The sequence below is a fragment of the Mycobacterium simiae genome, from assembly GCF_008370645.1.
In the GTDB taxonomy this organism is placed as follows: Bacteria; Actinomycetota; Actinomycetes; order Mycobacteriales; family Mycobacteriaceae; genus Mycobacterium; species Mycobacterium simiae_A.
The window spans coordinates 1-16,967 of record NZ_VTZN01000023.1; the positions used below are offsets into that span (position 1 = coordinate 1).

General features: G+C 64.0%; 17 protein-coding genes. 5 read left to right on the forward strand and 12 right to left on the reverse strand.

The window, feature by feature from the left end; translation table 11 throughout:
* Positions 1-159 precede the first annotated feature (159 nt).
* From F0Q45_RS06105 to F0Q45_RS06115, 3 genes are read left to right on the forward strand one after another with little or no spacing between them, the layout of a single operon-like run.
* Positions 160-1,005: an SH3-like domain-containing protein gene (locus F0Q45_RS06105; protein ID WP_149653090.1), complete on the forward strand. Its 846-nt coding sequence runs from the start codon at positions 160-162 to the stop codon at positions 1,003-1,005.
* Between the two features lie 26 nt (positions 1,006-1,031).
* A complete protein-coding gene (scnC, locus tag F0Q45_RS06110; protein WP_149653091.1) occupies positions 1,032-1,748 on the forward strand; it encodes a thiocyanate hydrolase subunit gamma in 717 nt (238 codons plus the stop codon).
* 10 nt (positions 1,749-1,758) lie between these two features.
* Positions 1,759-2,127, forward strand: a complete 369-nt coding sequence (locus tag F0Q45_RS06115) for a thiocyanate hydrolase (RefSeq protein ID WP_149653092.1) — start codon at positions 1,759-1,761, stop codon at positions 2,125-2,127.
* A gap of 203 nt (positions 2,128-2,330) precedes the next feature.
* Here the strand turns inward: F0Q45_RS06115 and F0Q45_RS06120 are convergent, their stop codons facing one another.
* From F0Q45_RS06120 to F0Q45_RS06135, 4 genes are all read right to left on the reverse strand, one after another.
* Positions 2,331-3,428, reverse strand: a complete 1,098-nt coding sequence (locus tag F0Q45_RS06120) for a PDR/VanB family oxidoreductase (protein ID WP_149653093.1) — start codon at positions 3,426-3,428, stop codon at positions 2,331-2,333.
* A gap of 3 nt (positions 3,429-3,431) precedes the next feature.
* Entirely contained in the window at positions 3,432-4,316 is an 885-nt protein-coding gene (locus tag F0Q45_RS06125) for a metal-dependent hydrolase (RefSeq protein WP_149653094.1), read from the reverse strand.
* 98 nt (positions 4,317-4,414) lie between these two features.
* Positions 4,415-4,876, reverse strand: coding sequence for an SRPBCC family protein (locus F0Q45_RS06130; RefSeq protein ID WP_149653095.1), 462 nt, complete (start codon positions 4,874-4,876; stop codon positions 4,415-4,417).
* Between the two features lie 38 nt (positions 4,877-4,914).
* Entirely contained in the window at positions 4,915-5,457 is a 543-nt protein-coding gene (locus F0Q45_RS06135; protein WP_188112812.1) for an Lrp/AsnC family transcriptional regulator, read from the reverse strand.
* A gap of 64 nt (positions 5,458-5,521) precedes the next feature.
* Here F0Q45_RS06135 and ald point away from each other — a divergent pair, with 64 nt between their 5' ends.
* Positions 5,522-6,637, forward strand: coding sequence for an alanine dehydrogenase (gene ald / locus F0Q45_RS06140; RefSeq protein ID WP_149653097.1), 1,116 nt, complete (start codon positions 5,522-5,524; stop codon positions 6,635-6,637).
* 43 nt (positions 6,638-6,680) lie between these two features.
* On the opposite strand, the gene F0Q45_RS06145 is transcribed toward ald, so the two are convergent.
* From F0Q45_RS06145 to F0Q45_RS06170, 6 genes are all read right to left on the reverse strand, one after another.
* Positions 6,681-7,715: a nitronate monooxygenase gene (locus tag F0Q45_RS06145; RefSeq protein ID WP_149653098.1), complete on the reverse strand. Its 1,035-nt coding sequence runs from the start codon at positions 7,713-7,715 to the stop codon at positions 6,681-6,683.
* Between the two features lie 4 nt (positions 7,716-7,719).
* Entirely contained in the window at positions 7,720-9,033 is a 1,314-nt protein-coding gene (locus F0Q45_RS06150; RefSeq protein ID WP_149653131.1) for a M16 family metallopeptidase, read from the reverse strand.
* Complete coding sequence (locus tag F0Q45_RS06155; protein ID WP_149653099.1) at positions 9,011-11,275, reverse strand: polyribonucleotide nucleotidyltransferase; 2,265 nt, start codon at positions 11,273-11,275, stop codon at positions 9,011-9,013. The genes F0Q45_RS06150 and F0Q45_RS06155 overlap by 23 nt, the downstream gene beginning before the upstream one ends.
* A gap of 408 nt (positions 11,276-11,683) precedes the next feature.
* Positions 11,684-12,181, reverse strand: a complete 498-nt coding sequence (lppU, locus tag F0Q45_RS06160) for an LppU family putative lipoprotein (protein WP_149653100.1) — start codon at positions 12,179-12,181, stop codon at positions 11,684-11,686.
* An 11-nt stretch (positions 12,182-12,192) separates the two neighbouring features.
* The gene (gene rpsO, locus F0Q45_RS06165; RefSeq protein WP_149653101.1) at positions 12,193-12,462 is read right to left on the reverse strand and encodes a 30S ribosomal protein S15; all 270 of its coding nucleotides are present in this window, start codon (positions 12,460-12,462) and stop codon (positions 12,193-12,195) included.
* A gap of 130 nt (positions 12,463-12,592) precedes the next feature.
* The gene (locus F0Q45_RS06170; protein WP_149653102.1) at positions 12,593-13,567 is read right to left on the reverse strand and encodes a bifunctional riboflavin kinase/FAD synthetase; all 975 of its coding nucleotides are present in this window, start codon (positions 13,565-13,567) and stop codon (positions 12,593-12,595) included.
* Positions 13,568-13,776: 209 nt separating this feature from the next.
* On the opposite strand from F0Q45_RS06170, the gene mntR reads away from it, so the two are divergent.
* Positions 13,777-14,469 (forward strand): manganese-binding transcriptional regulator MntR, encoded by a 693-nt coding sequence (mntR, locus tag F0Q45_RS06175; protein WP_149653103.1) that lies wholly within the window; start codon positions 13,777-13,779, stop codon positions 14,467-14,469.
* A gap of 5 nt (positions 14,470-14,474) precedes the next feature.
* Here the strand turns inward: mntR and F0Q45_RS06180 are convergent, their stop codons facing one another.
* Entirely contained in the window at positions 14,475-15,722 is a 1,248-nt protein-coding gene (locus F0Q45_RS06180) for an acyl-CoA dehydrogenase family protein (protein WP_149653104.1), read from the reverse strand.
* 13 nt (positions 15,723-15,735) lie between these two features.
* Positions 15,736-16,926 carry a lipid-transfer protein gene (locus F0Q45_RS06185; protein ID WP_149653105.1) on the reverse strand — a complete coding sequence of 397 codons (1,191 nt, stop codon included), beginning with the start codon at positions 16,924-16,926 and terminating at the stop codon, positions 15,736-15,738.
* Between the last annotated feature and the right edge of the window lie 41 nt (positions 16,927-16,967).

Below are 16,967 nucleotides of genomic sequence, written 5' to 3' on the forward strand. Positions count from 1 at the left end.
GCTTCGTACGGGTTGGGGCCTCGCTCACATGTGACCCGAATTGCCTACCGCAGAAGGATCGTTGCCGTTAGAGCCACAGATGTGCGGTGGCCGTGATCTCTGAACGTATGGGCCCATGACATACCGCTAGAGAATCACGGCACCGTAAGAGGAGAGGTCATGAGTACAGCCGCTGACCGTACCCGTCAGCTCGAGCTGGTGGCTCGGCTCAAGTCGGCCTATCCCGAGCTTCCCGACGCCCCGACACCGGATCGGCTTGACCATGATCGCTTCTGGGCCTACATGAAGACCAGTCATGACGTCGGCGGCGAGCCCGATGCGGCCATCAAGTATGAAGGCAAGCAGTATGAGTACTGGGAGCACATGACCTACGTACTCTGTGAAGTGCTTGCCTGGCGCGGCATTTGGCTCTCAGAAGAGCGTCGCCGAATCGGCAATGTCGACGTGGGGCGCGCCGTCTATCTCGGGTTCCCTTACTACGGTCGCTGGCTGTGGGCGGTCGCACGAGTTCTGGTGGAAAAACATCACATCCGTCTGGGAGAGCTGAGTGAACGGATGGCAGAGGTCAAGGCTCGGTATGCCGACGGCCTCAGCGGTAAGAAGCTTGAAGCAAAGCCGAAGTTCGACGGCGACGGCGCACAAATTGCCCGCAATGCCCACCACATACACGCGGTCGGCATCGGGGACCCGCAGGTGTATGCCGGTCGGGCTGGGAAGCCCAAGTTTCGGGTCGGCGACCCGGTGGTGGTGCGCGAACTGCCAGCGCTGCTATATACCCGCACACCAGAGTACGTCCGCGGCGCCATAGGCGAGATCGCTTCTGTTGCATATGAAAGCCCCGCCGCCGAGGACGAAACGTGGGACTGGCCCGACGCGCAACCGGAGTGGTTCTATGTTGTTCGGTTCAACCTCTCCCAGCTGTGGCACGGCTACACCGGGACTGCAACCGACACGTTGCAGACGGAGCTTCCCGAGCGCTGGCTCGAGGCAGCCAGGCATGCCTAGCGTCTGGTAAGAGTAGGGATTTCGAGATGACCGACCACGACCACGACCACGACCACGACCACGACCGAGAGCTTGCCCCCACGGTGGACGAGATCACCGACTTCGAGGTGCTCGAGATCGCGCTGCGCGAATTGTGTATCGAAAAGGGCCTTTTCACCGCTGAAGAGCATCGCCGCTTCACCGAATTCGCCGAGCAGATCAACTCGACGCCGGCGGCGCACCTGGTGGCCCGGGCCTGGCTCGATCCTGAATTCAAGAAACTCGCACTCACCGACGCGCTAGCTGCAAGCAAAGCGGTTGGCGTCGACTGGCTAGAACCCACCGGCTTCGGCACGCCAAGCGATTTCACCGCGCTTAAAATCCTCGAAGACACGCCGACACTGCATCACGTGATCGTCTGCGCATTGTGTTCATGCTACCCGCGACCAATCATGGGTAACTCTCCGGAGTGGTACCGCACCCCCAACTATCGCCGCCGCATGGTCCGCTGGCCACGTCAAGTGCTCGCTGAATTCGGGCTCTATCTGCCGAGCGATATCGCTATCCGGGTGGAGGATTCGAATCAGAAGCATCGCTTCATGGTGCTACCCCTGCGCCCAAAGGGCACCGAAGGCTGGGACGAGGATGAGCTCGCCCAGATCGTCACCCGCGACTGCTTAATCGGCGTGGCCCTGCCCAAGCCTGGCGTCACCACCAATGTCATCACCGACACCCGCGCGGCCGTTCACCCCGCTACCGAGTGACAGCCAAGACATGAACCCAGATAAGTCGGATTCGATCGAGCAGATCGCCATCACGCCGCTGCGTCAAATCGTGCAGCGCAATCAGGTCTGGTCTCGCATGGCCGCCAAGTACGGTGTGGCCAATCCGTTGCCGCCCTGGAAGACCAGCTTGGACGGCCTCTGCGACGCCCTCGACCGCGCCGCCTGCAGCGCCGACATCCCCGATTTCACGAAGCGACGAAACGAAGAAGATCTCCTCTCCAGCACCCGCTATTCACGCCTGCCCTATCCAGAAAGCCAACTGATGTCACTAGCACACTCACTGGTCGTTCATGGGGTCATCGATGAGGTAGAGCTGGCACAACGACTCGCTAGCATCCGAAAACGGCTAGAAACCTAACCGGCCATGAGCCGGTCCTCAGACATTGGTCGGAGCTGATCCGCACGATACGGGGCCAGCCCAACGGGTTGCAGTCAAAGCGGCAATGCTGCATGGCACCGGAGAGGGTGGCACGCCGTCCCGATGCCCTGCCATGGCGGCTGGGGCCCCGAGCACCCGTCGCAAGACACAGTGCCCACTGTGAAAGTAGAAGCCGGTAGTCCTCAGGCGTCGATAACCAGCCGCTGGCTCTTTGCCCGCGATACACAGACCAGCATTTCGCCGTCACCCTCGGGTCGGCGGCTGCGGTGATCCACTTGTCCGGCAAGCACTTTCACCTTGCAGGTGCCGCAGAAGCCCTGCTGGCACGAGTAGCTGAAGGCCGGGTCGCTGTCGAGCATGACGGCCAGCGCCGAGCGGTCTGCCGGAATGCTTAGCACGTGCCGCGACCGAGCCAGTACCAGTTCGAACGGCACGCCGTGGACTACCGGCGGCGGGCTGAATCGCTCGTAGTGCAGTGGCGCATTGGCGTGTTCGGCACGGGCGGCGCGCACCGCTTCCAGCATCGGGGTTGGCCCACACACGTAAACGGCCGTCGTCGGCCCGGCACCGGCCAGCAGGTCTTCGACGGCCGGAAAGCGGCCGTACTCGTCGTCGGCCCATACCGTGACCTGCTGGGGCGCCACTGACACGACCTCGTCGAGCAACGGCATGTGCTTTCGCGAACGGCCCGCATATATTGCGCGCCAACTAATTCCGCGCTTCTGAGCTACCCGGATCATCGGCAGAATCGGGGTCACGCCGATGCCGCCGATCACAAACAGCACCTCGCGCTCCGCCGTTCCCAGACTGAAGGCGTTGCGTGGGCCTTCAAACATCAGGGTGTCGCCCACGTCGTACGCCTCGTGCATCTCGATAGAACCGCCGCCGCCGTCAGCGATGCGGCGGATGGCGATGCGATAGTCGGTGCGCCGCCCGGGTGGTCCGCACAGCGAATACTGCCGGCGCCGGCCCGACGGCAACTGAACGTCAATGTGCCCACCGGGCGTCCAGGACGGCAGCAATCCGCCGTCTGGGTCCGCCAGCGTCAAGGCAACCACATCGCGCGCGACGAATGCGCGTTCGATAACTTTCGCCTGGTGTGTGCGTCGCACCGGAGCCACCCACGACGGGTTCCACCGCGATGCCGAAGCCAGCCCGCCGAACAGTGCGCGCACACCCCACAACGCGGTAGCGAAGCGGTCCCGCCGCCCGCCCCCGTACAGGTCCGCGGGCCTAGTCGTCCAGATGCTTTCCGGCACGTTTCCGGTGACCGCCGCCATGGGTCAGCGCGCCGCTCGGGCAGCAGCTGAGACCGCCAAGTACTCGACGGCCCGCTCCAGTCCACCCAGCTGCGAGGGATGAAAACCAGGCTTGTAGTAGTCGCCGACAACGCGCATTAACTGCCATGGACCGGGCACCAGGCCGCGGCGCGCCGCCGCTAGGTAATCCCGCCAACGCGGCTTGGTCCCCGGCGACAAGCATGGATCCACCGAGTACATGAACCGAACACCACGGATCCACAGCAGCAGCAGCACCGGGCTGACGACAAGCTGGGTGCGTACCCGCCGCCAATACCCGGCGCGCAGATGCTTCATGGTGTCAAAGGCCACCGCTTTGTGCTCGACTTCTTCTGCCCCGTGCCAGCGGAGCAGGTCCAACATCACCGGGTCGGCGCCGACGGCATCCAGTTGCGGTGAGTCCAAGACCCACGCGCCCAAGACGGCGGTGTAGTGCTCGATGGCCGAGATGAAACAGATCTGCTCGAGCAACCAGCTGTGCTGACGTCTTAGGCGTCGGCGGGGCTTGTCGGCCAACAGCTTCTCGAACAGCCACGCGGTCTGGTCGGTAAACGGCGTCACGTCGACGCCCTGGGCGGCGAAGTGGGAAAGCACACCGGAGTGCGATTGCGAGTGGATCGCCTCCTGGCCGATGAACCCCAGCACGTCCAGCCGCAGCTGATCGTCCTTGATCAGCGGTAGGGCCTTCTTGAAAACCTTGACGAAGAACTCTTCGCCGGCCGGGAGCAGCAGGTGCAAAACATTCATGAAGTGCGTGGCCATTGGCTCGTTCGGCACATAGTGAAACGGCAAGTCCGCCCAGTCGAATTGCACGTCACGCGCTTCAAGGACAAGACGCTCGTGGTCAGCGGCGTTGGCCCCGGTAAACATTAGGCCCCCTTACCCCAGACAACCCTAGGCGTTTGCGTAAACGCCGAAGATGTCTCCCCGGTGGACATTATGTGCCGCCAAGTATAGTGGCGTGCTCGCTATTCGGCCTCAGCCCGTTGCTTCAGGCGTTGCAGGGTGAGCTGGATGTGTTCGGCGTTAGCTGCCGCACGATCCTGGACGCCGGTTGCCACGCTGGCGATCTTGCGAAACCAGCGGGGTCGCCGGTCCCAGGTGCTCTCGGTGACCCGGCAGCCGCCGCCGGAGGCGACGATGTCGTATTGCCAGCGTGATACCGGAATTACGGCCGTGCGGACATCGAACGCGAAGATGCGGCCCGGCTCCGCGTCGGTGACGGTGCACCTCGTGTTCCAGCTCTTTCCGGCGTTCTTGTTGTGCCCGACGAATACGGCACCCCGGTGAATGGTGTCGCCCTTACGCAATTTCATCGACACTGCCTCCTCGGCCAGCGCGGCCAGCGTCGGTAGGTCAGTGATCAGCCCGTACACCCGCTCCGGGCTGGCGTTGATCTGCACGGTGGCAGACGCGGATGGCTCAGTCATGCGCTCGATGATAACCAGCCCAGAAAGCCTGGGAGGCCCTAGATGGGTGCCGCCCCGCGCAGATGCTCAAAGATCAGCGACGTCTGGGTGCCGGCGACGTTGCTGTCCGCGTTGAGGTTCTCCACCACGAACGAACGCAGATCCTCGGTGTCGCGGGCCGCGACGTGCAGGATGAAATCGTCGGCACCGGCCAAGAAATAGACATCCATCACCTGCCGCTTGCGGCGGATCTGCTGAATGAAGCTGCGAATCTTGCCCCGGGCGTTGGCCTGCAGAGTGACCGAGATCATCGCCTGCAGCGGCAATCCCACCGCGACGGGATCGATATCGGTGTAGAAGCCGCGGATCACCCCGAGGTCCGCCAACCGTCTCACCCGGCCGTGACACGTCGATGACGCGATCCCGACTGCCTTGGCAAGTGCGTTGTTGGTCATCCTGGCGTCGCCGTGCAGCAAGACGAGAATCTTGCGGTCCACCTCGTCAAGCTCTGCCCGCCGAACATCCTTCGGCGATCGGCTCGGTGGACCCGGCTCTTCCGTAAGCTGTTCGGACACACTGGCACTATACAGAATTAGCTTCATACTGTTTGCCGTAGCCTCGAATGTTCTTCACACTTGAGCCGTTAACTCGAGACAAGGGGCGACCATGCGAGTCGGCATTCCGACTGAGACAAAGAACAATGAATTCCGGGTGGCCATCACTCCGGCGGGCGTTGCCGAACTGACCCACCGTGGCCACGAAGTCCTCGTTCAGGCCGGTGCCGGAGAAGGATCGGCGATCTCGGACGCGAAGTTCAAGGCGGCCGGGGCCCAGCTGATCAGCACCGCCGAACAGGTGTGGGCCGATGCCGACTTGCTGCTCAAGGTTAAGGAACCGTTGTCGGCCGAGTACGGTTACCTCCGCTCCGGACAGATCCTGTTCACATATCTACATTTGGCCGCCTCACGTGCATGTACGCAGGCGCTACTGGCATCCGGGACCACGTCGATCGGCTACGAGACAGTGCAAACCGCCGATGGCGCCCTTCCGTTGCTGGCTCCGATGAGCGAGGTCGCCGGTCGGCTCTCCGCTCAGGTCGGGGCCCATCTGCTGATGCGCACCCACGGCGGGCGCGGGGTGCTGATGGGCGGGGTTCCGGGCGTCAAACCTGCCGATGTCGTGGTGGTCGGCGCCGGCACCGCCGGCTACAACGCTGCCCGGGTCGCCAGCGGCATGGGAGCCAGCGTGCGGGTCCTCGATATCAACATCAACAAGCTTCGGCTCCTCGACGCAGAGTTCGGCGGGCGGATCAACACCCGCTACTCGTCGAAATATGAGCTGGAAGGAGCCGTCAAGCGCGCCGACCTGGTGATCGGCGCCGTCTTGCTGCCCGGCGCCAAAGCTCCCACATTGATCTCTAACTACCTTGTCTCACAGATGAAGTCGGGTGCCGTACTGGTAGACATCTCGATCGACCAGGGCGGCTGCTTCGAGGATTCGCGGCCCACCACACACGACGATCCGACGTTCACCGTGCACGACACGCTGTTCTACTGCGTGGCCAACATGCCCAGTGCGGTACCCAAGACATCGACCTATGCGCTGACGAACGCGACCATGCCGTACGTGCTCAAGCTCGCCGACCACGGGTGGCAAGCGGCATGCCAATCCGATCCCGCTCTGGCCAAAGGCCTTTCCACTCATGCCGGCGCGTTGGTCGCGCAGCATGTGGCCATCGATCTGGATCTGCCGTTCACTGATCCGGTGAGCGTGCTGGGCTGAGGTTCAGCCCAAGGCTGGCAAGCCACGAGCTCTCGCAGGGGCGTTACCGTGATCGCACGTCGGGAGTCAAGGCGGCGACGATGTCGGCCGCCGTCCCCGACCGCGCCTCCCGGTAGGCAGTTCCCGCCCAGAGATTAGTTCCGTGCGGGTCGTCCGCCTCGACCGCCGCCGCCCGTATCGGCTTGGTCATCTGGTTGACCTCGGGGTAGCCCAGCGGCGCCACCTGGTCGAGCAGACGCGTGAAGTTGTTCGCCAGCCCGCGTGCATACCGACCGGAGAACGCCCGGGTAACCAGCGTTGCGTCGAATTCGTGATTCTTCAATGCCAGGCGGTGTACCGGGTGGGTCCCGGCTTCGGCGGCCAGCAGCAGCGCGGTGCCGACCTGCGCGGCAACCGCTCCCCGGCGCAGGACGGCCGCGATATCCTCGGCAGTGCCTAGGCCACCCGCGGCGATCAGCGGCACACTATGCGCGTTGCCGATCCGATCGAGCAGCTGGTGTAGCGACTCTTCGCCAGGCTCCATGTCGGGTGCAAAGGTGCCGCGATGCCCACCGGCGCCTGGTCCTTGCACCACCAGGTTGTCGGCACCGGCCGCGATGGCGACCCCGGCCTCGTAAGCCGACGTCACCGTGACCGACACCAACAGTCCCAACGCGCTCAGCCGGCGAATGATATCCGGTGGCGGCGCGCCGAAGGTGAAGGAGACGACCTCCGGGCGCACGTCGGCCACCACCTCGAGCTTGCGCTCCCAGTCGTCGTCGTCCCCGTGAATGGGATGGCCCACTTCGACGCGGTAATACTCGGCGACCTCTTCGAGCTCTTCGGCGTAATACTCCAGCTGTAGCCAGTCGGCAACGCTCGGTTGTGGCACAAACAGATTCGCCCCGATCGGGCCGGTGGTTGCCGCGCGCGCGGCAGCGATATCGTCGGCGAACTGCTCTGCCGTCAGATAGCCGCCGGCAACGAAGCCCAGCCCGCCCGCGTTCGACACCGCTGCAGCCAGGGCCGGAGTGCCCGGACCGCCGGCCATCGGCGCACCCACGATGGGCACCGCGATATCCCAGAAGCCCAGTACCATCGTGCTAATTTACCATCGCTCGAAGTTGTTGCGGCAGCTGTCGTTTCGACCCATAAGGACCTAGAACAGCGGCACCGTAGCGCCTACCCAGCAGCCGGCGAGCCACCATGTTGACCTCCTCGACAGTGACCTGCTCGATCTGTCGCAAGGTGTGCTCGATGCTGCGGTGTCGGCCATAGTTCAATTCGCTGCGACCAAGGCGGCTCATCCGTGAACTGGAATCCTCCAGTCCCAGCACCAGACCACCGCGCAACGAACCCTTGGCGATGCGACACTCCTGCTCGCTGACACCGTCGCGTACCACCGATTCCAGCACGTCGCTGGTCACCCGCATGACGTCAGCGAACCGTTCGGGCAAGCAGGCCGCATATACCGACAGTGCGCCGCTATCGGCGAAGATGTCGAGGGCGGAGTACACCGAGTAGGCCAGCCCGCGAGCCTCGCGGATTTCCTGGAACAGCCGGGAGCTCAGCCCGCCGCCCAGCGCGGTATGCAGCACCGACAGCGCCCAGCGGTGCTCCCAACCGCGTCCGGGCGTGCGCAGACCCAGCGAAAGGTGGGTCTGCTCCGCGTCGCGCTGGACGAGCATCAAGCCGGGGGTGCCGTTCACCCGGCCGGCACCTTTGCGTGGCGCGATGGGTTGGCGCCCGCGGACCAGCCGTGGCCCGAAGTGCTGGCGCACCAATGCGACCACCTCGTCGTGGACGACGTTGCCGGCCACCGCCACCACCATCCGCTCTGGTGTATAGCGCCGCACGTGGAAGGAGTGCAATTGGGCTCGCGTCATCACCGATACGGATTGCACGCTGCCAATGACCGGCCGGCCCACCGGGTGGTCACCGAACAACGCTGCCAAGAACATGTCCGCAAGCGCGTCCTCAGGATCGTCGTCGCGCATCGCAATTTCCTCGAGCACGACGTCGCGTTCCAGCTCGACATCGTCGGCGGCGCAGCGCCCGTTGAGCACCACATCGGCGACCAGGTCGACGGCTAGCGCCAGGTCACTGTCGAGCACGTGCGCGTAGTAACAGGTGTGTTCCTTGGCGGTGAACGCGTTCAGCTCGCCACCGACGGCGTCCATTGCCTGCGCAATGTCCACGGCGCTCCGGGTGGGTGTCGACTTGAAGAGCAGGTGCTCGAGGAAGTGGGCGGCGCCGGCCACCGTGGCACCCTCGTCGCGCGATCCCACCCCTACCCACACCCCGACGGAAGCGGAACGCACTGCAGGCAGGTATTCGGTAACGACGCGCAGCCCGCCCGGCAGTGCAGTGCGACGCACTGCCTGGGCCGCTGGGTCAGCTACTGGCCGTCGCGGCATCGGCTGGCGCTGCGCTGGGCGCTGCGGCGGAGTTTTCGTCGTCATCCACCAAAACCAGCGAGATCTTGCCGCGCTTGTCGATATCCGCGATTTCCACCCGCAGCTTGTCTCCGACGTGAACGACGTCCTCCACCTTGGCGATGCGCTTGCCCTTGCCCAGCTTGGAGATGTGCACCAAGCCGTCGCGGCCCGGGAGCAGCGACACGAAGGCACCGAAATCGGTGGTCTTGACCACCGTTCCGAGGAACCGCTCCCCTACCGTCGGCAATTGCGGATTGGCGATCGCGTTGATCTTGTCGATGGCGGCTTGCGCTGAGGGGCCGTCGGTGGCGCCCACGAACACGGTGCCGTCATCCTCGATGGAGATCTGGGCACCGGTCTCCTCGGTGATGGAGTTGATGACCTTGCCCTTGGGCCCGATGACCTCGCCGATCTTGTCCACCGGAACCTTGATGGTGGTCACTCGCGGCGCATACGGGCTCATCTCGTCGGGTCGGTCGATCGCCTCGGCCATGACCTCCAGGATGGTCAGGCGAGCGTCGCGGGCCTGGTCCAGCGCACCTGCGAGCACCTGGGACGGAATTCCATCCAACTTGGTGTCCAGCTGCAGGGCGGTGACGAAGTCCTTGGTGCCGGCGACCTTGAAGTCCATGTCGCCGAACGCATCCTCGGCGCCGAGGATGTCAGTCAGGGTGACAAAGCGTCGCTCGGTTCCACCACCTTCTACTTCGACATCGTCGGAAACCAGACCCATCGCGATGCCGGCCACCGGCGCCTTCAGCGGCACTCCGGCGTTGAGCAGCGCCAGTGTGGAGGCGCACACCGACCCCATCGAAGTAGAGCCGTTGGATCCCAATGCCTCTGACACCTGCCGGATGGCGTAGGGAAATTCTTCGACGCTGGGCAGTACTGGCACCAGCGCCCGCTCAGCCAGCGCGCCATGGCCAATCTCGCGCCGCTTGGGCGACCCGACCCGGCCGGTCTCGCCGGTGGAAAAGGGTGGGAAGTTGTAGTGGTGCATGTAGCGCTTGGTTGTCTCCGGACCGAGCGAGTCGATCTGCTGGGCCATCTTGACCATGTCGAGCGTGGTCACGCCCAGTATCTGAGTCTCGCCGCGCTGGAATAAGGCGCTGCCGTGGGCCCGCGGAACGACGGCCACCTCGGCCGACAACGCACGGATGTCGGTGATGCCGCGGCCGTCGATGCGGAAGTGGTCAGTGAGAATGCGCTGCCGGACCAGCTTCTTGGTCAGCGCGCGGAACGCAGCACTAATCTCTTTTTCCCGGCCGTCGTAGGTGTCGGCGAGCCGCCCGAGAACCTGGACTTTGATCTCTTCGGTGCGCTGGTTGCGCTCGGCCTTGCCGCCGATGGACAGGGCGTCAGCCAGCTGATCGGTGGCCACCGAGGCCACCGAGTAGTACACGTCGTCGCCGTAATCGGGGAACACCGGGTACTCGGCGGCCGGTTTCGCTGCAGCTCCACATGCGTCGGCAAGCTCCTGCTGCGCGGTGCACAGCGCGGCGATGAACGGCTTGGCCGCCTCCAGACCTTGGGCCACCACGCTTTCCGTCGGTGCCCCGGCACCACCGGTGACCAGCTCGATCACTTTCTCGGTGGCCTCGGCCTCGACCATCATGATCGCAACGTCGCTATCGACGATCCGGCCGGCGACCACCATGTCGAATACGGAACGCTCGATCTGCTCGACTGTGGGGAATGCCACCCAGGCGCCGTCGATGAGCGCCACCCGTACAGCTCCGATGGGGCCGGAGAACGGCAGACCGCCTAGCTGCGTGGAGGCCGACGCGGCGTTGATGGCCAGCACATCGTATAGATCGTTGGGGTCCAAGCTCAGGATCGTCACCACGACCTGGATTTCGTTGCGCAGGCCGTCGACGAACGACGGGCGCAGCGGGCGGTCGATGAGCCGCGCAGTCAGGATCGCATCGGTGGAAGGCCGGCCCTCCCGACGAAAAAACGAACCCGGGATGCGGCCGGCCGCATACATCCGTTCCTCGACATCTACGGTCAGCGGGAAGAAGTCGAAATGTTCCTTGGGGTGCTTGCTGACGGTCGTCGCCGACAGCAACATGTTCTCCTCGTCGAGGTAGGCAACAACCGCGCCAGCGGCCTGCAAGGCCAACCGGCCGGTCTCGAATCGGATGCTACGGGTGCCGAAACTCCCGTTGTCGATGGTGGCGGTTGCCTCGAACACGCCTTCTTCAATTTCAGCTACAGACATGACGTCCGCGTGGCCCTCTCTGGGTTATTCAGCTGTTTCGCATCGTCACGTAGCAAACCAGCGGTTCGCAGGAGGCACCGCAGGCCGCACGGGCCCGCAAGCCGCCCTGCGGGAGCTTCCCTTAGCGCATGAACCTGGATGCGGCTACGGCCGTCGATCGAAGCGGCCGACCTGCCCCAGATCCCGGGGAGCCCGGCCGCCACTACCGAAGACCGCCCGATACAGGCCGGGCTGCTCCCTTGGACGTGCATAGTGACTCGCTGGAGCGGCACCCGCGGATCTGCGTGTCCCGCACCATTTGCTCGGGCCGAAACCGGCCCAGAACGTACACACTCTACAACAGCTAACTCCGCCTACCGGGGAATACCCGAATGCCTGCTAGATCCGGCCTTTAGATCTCGGGTCCGGCTAAACATCCTCGACGCACACGGCGAACCGCCGCTGGGTGTAGGCGTAGCCCACGCCGCTAGCGCATTGGTCGACGCTGACCGGAGGGTCCAGATCCATGAGAATCTGAGTGACCCGCTGCCGGTGCGGCACGGATCTATCGCCGCAGTCCACGCGAAAGGGGTCGGCCTTGTGGGCCGGGTCGACACTCATACAGCCACCGAGCACCCAGTCGATGTCCAGGCAATAGGTGCTGGTCGCACCGCTTATCGCGTTATGCACGGTGTAAGAGGAGTCGACGTCGGACGGGCACTGTGTGCGGTCGGCCCCAGAGTGCTCGACAGCCACGACCTTGAAATTGGACTCCGGGCTCCCGCACCCCGCTTTGGTGGCCTGGGGCTGGTCCGGTGTGCCGCCGAGCTTGAGACAATCCCCCGCCTTGAGATCAGGGACGCCGGTTGTCGACGAACACCCCATCAGCGCGAGCGCCGTGCACACGGCCAGGATCAAGGCGCGCATCGCGCCGAGGGTCAGCGACGCAGACCCAGCCGCTCAATGAGCGAACGGTAGCGCTCCACATCGATGCGGGAAATGTACTTGATCAGCCGGCGCCGGCGCCCCACCAACAGCAGCAGTCCACGCCGTGAGTGGTGATCGTGCTTATGCACCTTCAAGTGCTCGGTGAGGTCAGCGATCCGCTTGGTCAGCAGCGCGATCTGCGCCTCGGGGGAGCCGGTGTCAGTCTCATGCAGACCGTAGGAACTGAGAATTTCCTTTTTCTGCTCGGCAGTGAGCGCCACAAAACATCTCCATCAATAGGTCCGCGATCAGGGTGGTTTTTGCGGCACGGCCACCGCGAACCGCAGCACGCGCCAGTGTCGTCGGGCAGTCTAGCAGCGGTTGACGGCCCAGCAACAATTCCTCAACTCGTTAGCCCGCGGCCAACAGGGCACGCGTGCGCTCGGTGTCAGCGCCGATCTCGGCGACGAGATCTCGCACCGACTCGAACTTCTTCTGACCTCGGATGCGGGCGACGAAGTCCAGCGCAACATGCTGGCCATACAGGTCGGCGCTGGTATCGAGCACGAAAGCCTCGACAGTGCGAGTACGTCCTGAGAACGTTGGATTGGTTCCGATAGACACCGCGGCTTGGTAGCGCTCACCGGGGAGCACTGCGCCGGTCACCGGTCCGTGCCCAAGGACGGTGAACCAGGCCGCGTATACCCCGTCGGCTGGTATAGCCGAAAACATCGGCGGCGCGACGTTGGCGGTGGGGAAGCCCAGCTCAGCCCCTCGCCCGTAGCCCCGAACGACGACCCCCTCAACGCGATGCGGGCGGCCCAGAGCTTCGGTGGCCGCCATCATGTCTCCGGCATCTACGCAGGAGCGGATGTAGGTAGAAGAGAACGTCACCGTCTCGTTGCTGTGGTGCTCGGAGATCAGCGACATCGACTCGACCGCGAAGCCAAACCGCTCACCGGCCCGGCGCAGGGTGTCGACGTCGCCGGCCGCCTTCTTGCCGAACGTGAAGTTTTCGCCCACCACGACCTCCACCACGTGTAGGTGCTCGACCAGCAGCTCATGGATGTAGCGTTCCGGCGTCAGCTTCATAAAGTCGGTGGTGAACGGCATCACCAAGCACACGTCGATACCTAGCTCTTCGACCAGCTCGGCGCGGCGGGTCAGCGTGGTCAGCTGCGCCGGGTGGCTGCCGGGGTAGACCACTTCCATGGGATGCGGGTCGAAGGTCATCAACACGGTCGGCACGCCGCGGGTGCGGCCGGCCTTTACTGCGTGCGCGATCAGCTCGGCGTGCCCCCGATGTACGCCGTCGAACACTCCGACGGTAAGCACGCATCTGCCCCAGTCCGTGGGTATGTCGTCCTGACCACGCCACCGCTGCACAGCGGTAAGCCTACGGCGCGCGGTGTGAGATGGCGGGCATGTTCCGGGTTACGAAGGCTCATTTTCGGTTCGAGGCTGCGCTCACGGCGCCCTGGCCGCGCCCAGCGCGGCCATCAGCGGGGCGAATGCGCGCTCACTGCAGGCTCGACGCGGCACGACGAGCGCGGCAGGCAGCGACGCAGCAACCGCATCCGCCTAGACTCCACATTGTGAGGGCTGACGAAGAGCCTTGCGGTCTCACCGCGGTTGCCCAGGACTATCTCAAGGTCATCTGGACGGCGCAGGAATGGTCCAGGGAAAAAGTCAGCACCAAGATGCTGGCCGAGAAACTTGGGGTGTCAGCCAGCACTGCCTCGGAGTCCATCCGCAAGCTCGCTGAGCAGGGGCTAGTCGACCACGAGAAGTACGGCGCGGTGACGTTGACCGACGCCGGTCGGCGAGCGGCGCTGGCGATGGTGCGCCGGCATCGGCTGCTGGAGACGTTCCTGGTCAAGGAACTCGGTTATAGCTGGGACGAGGTGCATGACGAGGCCGAGGTGCTCGAGCATGCCGTGTCGGATCGCCTGGTGGCCCGGATCGACGCCAAACTCGGCTTCCCGCAGCGCGACCCGCACGGTGATCCGATCCCGGCTTCCGACGGGCAGGTGCCCTCACCGCCGGCCCGCCAGCTGTGGGACTGCCGAGACGGCGACACAGCAACAGTGGCACGCATCTCCGATGCCGACCCGGAAATGCTGAGGTATTTCGCTAGCGTCGGCATTAGCCTGGATACCCGCTTGCGGGTGGTGACGCGGCGCGAGTTCGCCGGCATGGTCTCGGTGCTGGTCGAATCCGACGGCCATAGCCCAATGACCGTCGAGCTGGGAAGCCCTGCGGCGCGGGCGATCTGGGTTGTCGCCTGACGAGGCTAGTCGGCCAGTAAGCCTTTGGCGATATGAGTCACCTGGACCTCATTGCTGCCGGCATAAATCATCAGCGACTTAGCATCGCGGGCGAGCTGTTCCACCCGATACTCAGTCATGTACCCGTTGCCGCCGAACAACTGGACGGCCTCCATCGCTACCTCAGTGGCGGCCTCCGAGGAATAAAGCTTGATCGCCGACGCCTCGGCCAGGGCGGGCAGCTTTCCGGCTTTGAGCCGCTCCAGGGTTTGAAAAACCATGTTCTGCACGTTGATTCGAGCAACTTCCATTTTGGCCAGCTTGAGCTGAATCAACTGGAATTGCCCGATGCTTTTGCCCCACAGGGTACGGGTTCGCGCGTAATCCACACACAGTCGCTGACATTCGTTGATGATGCCCAGCGCCATCAGCGCGACACCGAGGCGTTCGGCGGCGAAATTGGCCCGGGCGCTATCGCGGCCGTCGCCCTCGTCGTGCTGCTCGCTTTCGCCCAGTAAGCGGTCTGGGGTCAACCGGACGTTGTTGAAGAACAACTCGCCGGTCGGCGATGACATCATGCCCATCTTCTTGAACGCCTTGCCCTGGGTCAGGCCCGGCATGCCGGAGTCCAGCACGAAAACAACAACTGGTCGGTTCCGCCGGTCCACCGCTGGGTCACCATCGTCGAGCTTGGCGTAGACCACCAGGATGTCAGCGTAGGGCCCGTTGGTGATAAACGTCTTCTGCCCGTTGAGGATGTAGTCTTCGCCGTCGCGTTTGACGTAAGTTTTCATGCCGCCGAACGCATCCGAGCCGGAGTCGGGTTCGGTGATAGCCCATGCCGCAATCTTTTCCAACGTCATCAGCTGTGGCAGCCAACGCTCCTTTTGGGTCAACGTGCCGCGATTCATGATCGTAGCCGCGCCCAGCCCGAGGCTGACCGCCACTGTGCTCAGCAGCCCGATGCTGACCCCGGCGAGTTCCGCCACCAGGACAGCGGCCATTGATGCTTGGGCGCCCAGACCACCCAAACCGCTTGAAGCACTGCTCGTTTCATGCGTTCCAGCCTGCTTCGCGCGTTCCCGGTCCAGCATCGACTTGACCGATTCGGCAGCCAGCACGTCGAGGCCGAATTGGCTGAACAGCTTGCGAGCGATCGGATATGGCGACAGCGCGCCGGTCTCCAATTCATCCAGATTCGGCCGGATCTCTTTGTCGATGAATTGGCGGACGGCGTCACGCAGCATCAGATCGGTGTCGGACCACTCGAACATGGCAGGCCTATTCTTAGCGTTCGGCGCGCTGGTATGCGGTGACCACCGCAGCGCCGCCCAACCCGATGTTGTGTTGCAATGCGGCGGTGACGTTGTCGACCTGGCGCTTGTCGGCGGTACCGCGAAGCTGCCAGGTCAATTCGGAGCACTGCGCCAACCCGGTCGCGCCCAGCGGATGGCCTTTGGAGATCAGGCCACCGGAGGGGTTGACCACCCAGCGTCCGCCGTAGCTGGTGTCGCCGTTATCGATCAGCTTGGGCGCCTCCCCCGGCCCACACAGGCCGAGCGCCTCATAGAGGAGTAGCTCGTTGGCGGAGAAGCAGTCGTGCAGCTCGATCACCTGGAAGTCCGCCGGACCCAGACCGGATTGATCGTAAACACGTTGCGCTGCTTGTACATTCATGTCGTAGCCGATGAGGTTCTTGGCGCTGCCGTCGAAAGTCGAGATGAAGTCGGTGGTCATCGCTTGGCCGACAATCTCCACGGCCTGACCGGCCAGGCCGTGGCCATCGACGAACGACTCCGAGGCCAGGATGGCCGCAGCCGAACCGTCGGAGGTGGGCGAGCATTGCAGCTTGGTGAGCGGGTCAGAGATCATCCGCGAGGCCAGGATGTCGTCGAGCGTGTACAAGTCCTGGAACTGCGCATACGGATTGTTCACCGAATGCTTGTGGTTCTTGTAGCCGATCTTGGCGAAATGCTCTGCGGTGGTGCCGTACTGTTTCATGTGCTCGCGGCCGGCGGCGCCGAACATCCAGGGGGCGACGGGCATCGCGAACTCATCGATGTCGGCCAACGCTTTGACATGCCTAGCCAGCGGCGATTCCCGGTCCTGAGCACCTCCGCCCAACGCGCCGGGTTGCATCTTTTCGAAGCCGAGCGCAATGGCGCAGTCGGCGATCCCGCCCCGGATGGCCTGTGCCCCCAGGAAAAGCGCCGTGGAGCCGGTTGCGCAGTTGTTGTTGACGTTGACAATCGGAATCCCGGTCATGCCCAGCTCATACAGCGCCCGCTGCCCGGATGTGGAATCGCCAGCGACATAACCGACGTAGCCTTGTTCGACGTCGCCGTAGTCGATGCCCGCGTCCTGCAGGGCGTTGGTTCCCGCTTCCCTGGCCATGTCGGGGTAGTCCCAGCCTTCGCGGCGACCCGGCTTCTCGAACTTGGTCATGCCTACGCCGACGACAAACACTTTGTTGGACATCTTTGGCCCCTTCCGAACGGCTTGAAACGCGGCCCATGGTG